Genomic DNA, 2,354 nt, shown 5'->3' on the forward strand with positions numbered 1-2,354 from the left:
GAGTATGGCAGGCCTGATGATCTTGAGACGGTCGTAGCGGTTGTTCAGTCCCGTTTGCTCGAAGATGGAGCTGCGCACGGATTTTGGCTAAGACAGTTGGCGCATTTGAATATTGAGGCTGCCTGTGAGCAGCTCCTTATCCTGACACAAGATTTGAGCAGCCAAGAGACCCGAGAGCAGGCAAGTAGTCTGTTTGTAACAGTTTTTGGGGATCGGTTGGAAGGGCGTGTTTCACAGTTGAATTCAGTTTTCCCGCAACGCAGGTTGGCATTGCTGCGGCAATTGGTGATCCGGGCTTATCAAGCCGTCAGACGGGAAGACGATGCCGAACGTGAAGGCGGAATGCGCCACCGCAGTGAACGAGAAAACGCGCAGGACACGCGAAGTGCATTATTTGATCATTTGGTGCAGGTTGAATTGCCCGAGACATTGCAGGTCCTTCACGAATTTGCTGCGATGCCGGAATTCTCTCATATGCCTGATCGTTTGCGTGAAATGGCACACGAGCTTGCCGCACGGATGTCAGACAGTGCCGCCATGCCTTTAGTGGCGTTCCAGATGTTGGACAATGATGGGGCCTACGTGCCGTTTGATGATGCTTCTCTGCTAAAGATTATGGGTATCAAGTTAGACGAGTTCGAGCATGACATTATTGAAAGTGAAGACAGCCCTATTGATACTTTACGAAAGGTGGAAGCCGAAACAGAACTTCGGCGATTTATCACAAATTGGTTGCGCAACACAGATCGCGGATTGTTCAGCTTTACGCAGGAAGCCGTCACGATTGTCGAGAACCGCACTGATATCCGCTTGCAGCCAACTTCGATGCCCGCTTACGCCACGATCGAACTCAAGCTGGATGATACAAGACGAAGATGGTCTGGCTCTCAACTCGAGCAGGCGCTGCGCAGACAGTTGGTTGGTCAATATCTCAATCACGAAATGTGCAAGGTTGGTTGCCTGCTGATCGTCATGAGAGAAACCCGTAACTGGCAACACCCAGAGACCGGCGTGCGAATGACGCTAAAGGAAACGGTGCTCTGGCTGCAAGGGATTGCCGACGGAATTTGCATAGAGCGACCTGACCTTCATCTGTTGGTAAAAGGCATTGATTGCGCGATCGTAAGCGTCCGGCCACGCTGCTCTGACGCCTCATAGAGTGTGTTGATAGTGTCCACCAACGATAGTGGACATCTTGAGGAGGGATATGGCGGGCAAGAAGGGTCAGAAGAAGCGGTTCTGGTCGGATGAGGAGAAGGTGTCGATCTGTGCGCAAACATGTGCGCCGGGGGTGTCGGTTGCGCAGGTCGCGCGGCGATATGCGATGAACACTAACTTGTTCCACAAATGGCTACGTGATCCCAAGTTTGCACCTGATCCGGAGATCATCGAAGACGAGGTTGGTGAATCGCCATGTTTTCTGCCTGTGGAGATTGTTGACCGGCCAGATGCTGAAGAAGCGGTTCCCGCGCTTGCGGCCAATGCCACATCCGGCCATAGTGCGATTGAGATCGACATCGCGGGCGGTCATCAGCTGAGGATTGACGAAAGAGTGAAAGCTCCGAGTGACACCGGGAGCTTTATGATCAACCCAACCAGACATCGAGAAATAGCATCACGACCAGACCGATCGCCAGTCCTGCAGTCGCCTGTTTCTGGTGACCACTGCGGTGGGTTTCAGGGATGATCTCATGGCTGATCACATAGAGCATTGCGCCTGCAGCAAAGGCGAGACCCCAAGGTAACAAGGGTTCGGCAACAACGATCACTGCGGCACCAAGAAAGCCGGTGACAGGTTCAATCAAGCCAGTCATAGCCGCGATCCCAAACGCGCGTTTCGCAGAGTAATTTTCACCAAGCAAAGCCACAGCAACTGCCAGCCCTTCTGGCGCGTTCTGCAAACCGATCCCCAAAGCTACAGGAAATCCACCATCAAACCCGTCCGCTCCGAATGCGACCCCGACGGCCAAACCTTCCGGGGCGTTGTGGATGGCAATCGCTATGACGAATAGCCAGACACGACGTAGCGATGCGGCTTCGGGGCCTTCACGGCCTGTGCTAAAGTGCTCATGCGGGATCACCTCGTTCAAGATCGCGACAGCCCCCATGCCAAGAAGGATTGCAGCACAGACGATCAAAGCAGGTATCGCGCTATCCCCGTATCGAATTTCGGCTGCATCAAGCGCTGGAATGATTAACGAAAAGAATGAAGCCGCCAGCATGACCCATGCGGCAAACCCAAGGGAGATATCGCGCCATTTTCGCGAAGGCGTGTTTCCGAAGAGGACCGGAACCGCACCCACGGCTGTCATGAGACCCGCTGCGAGACTTCCGTAAAAGCCCAAGGCGATAGG

The 2,354-nt window shown here is 53.7% G+C and carries 3 protein-coding genes; 2 read left to right on the top strand and 1 reads right to left on the bottom strand.

The window, feature by feature from the left end; genetic code table 11:
• On the top strand, nt 1-1,158 hold a 1,158-nt coding region (locus tag WBC85_RS09960), incomplete at its 5' end, for a hypothetical protein (RefSeq protein ID WP_424436122.1).
• 49 nt (nt 1,159-1,207) lie between these two features.
• On the top strand, nt 1,208-1,687 hold the full coding sequence (tnpA, locus tag WBC85_RS09965) for an IS66-like element accessory protein TnpA (protein WP_424436125.1): 480 nt from the start codon (nt 1,208-1,210) through the stop codon (nt 1,685-1,687).
• On the opposite strand, the gene WBC85_RS09970 is transcribed toward tnpA, so the two are convergent.
• Nucleotides 1,587-2,354: ZIP family metal transporter (locus tag WBC85_RS09970; protein WP_424436128.1), on the bottom strand; the 768-nt coding region annotated here is incomplete at its 5' end. The genes tnpA and WBC85_RS09970 overlap by 101 nt on opposite strands.

The organism is Planktotalea sp., from assembly GCF_049680325.1.
Lineage (GTDB): Bacteria > Pseudomonadota > Alphaproteobacteria > Rhodobacterales > Rhodobacteraceae > Planktotalea.

Excerpts from the sequence above, each read along its gene's own strand:
- tnpA (WP_424436125.1), top strand. The coding sequence starts at position 1,208 with ATGGCGGGCAAGAAGGGTCAGAAGAAGCGGTTCTGGTCGGATGAGGAG.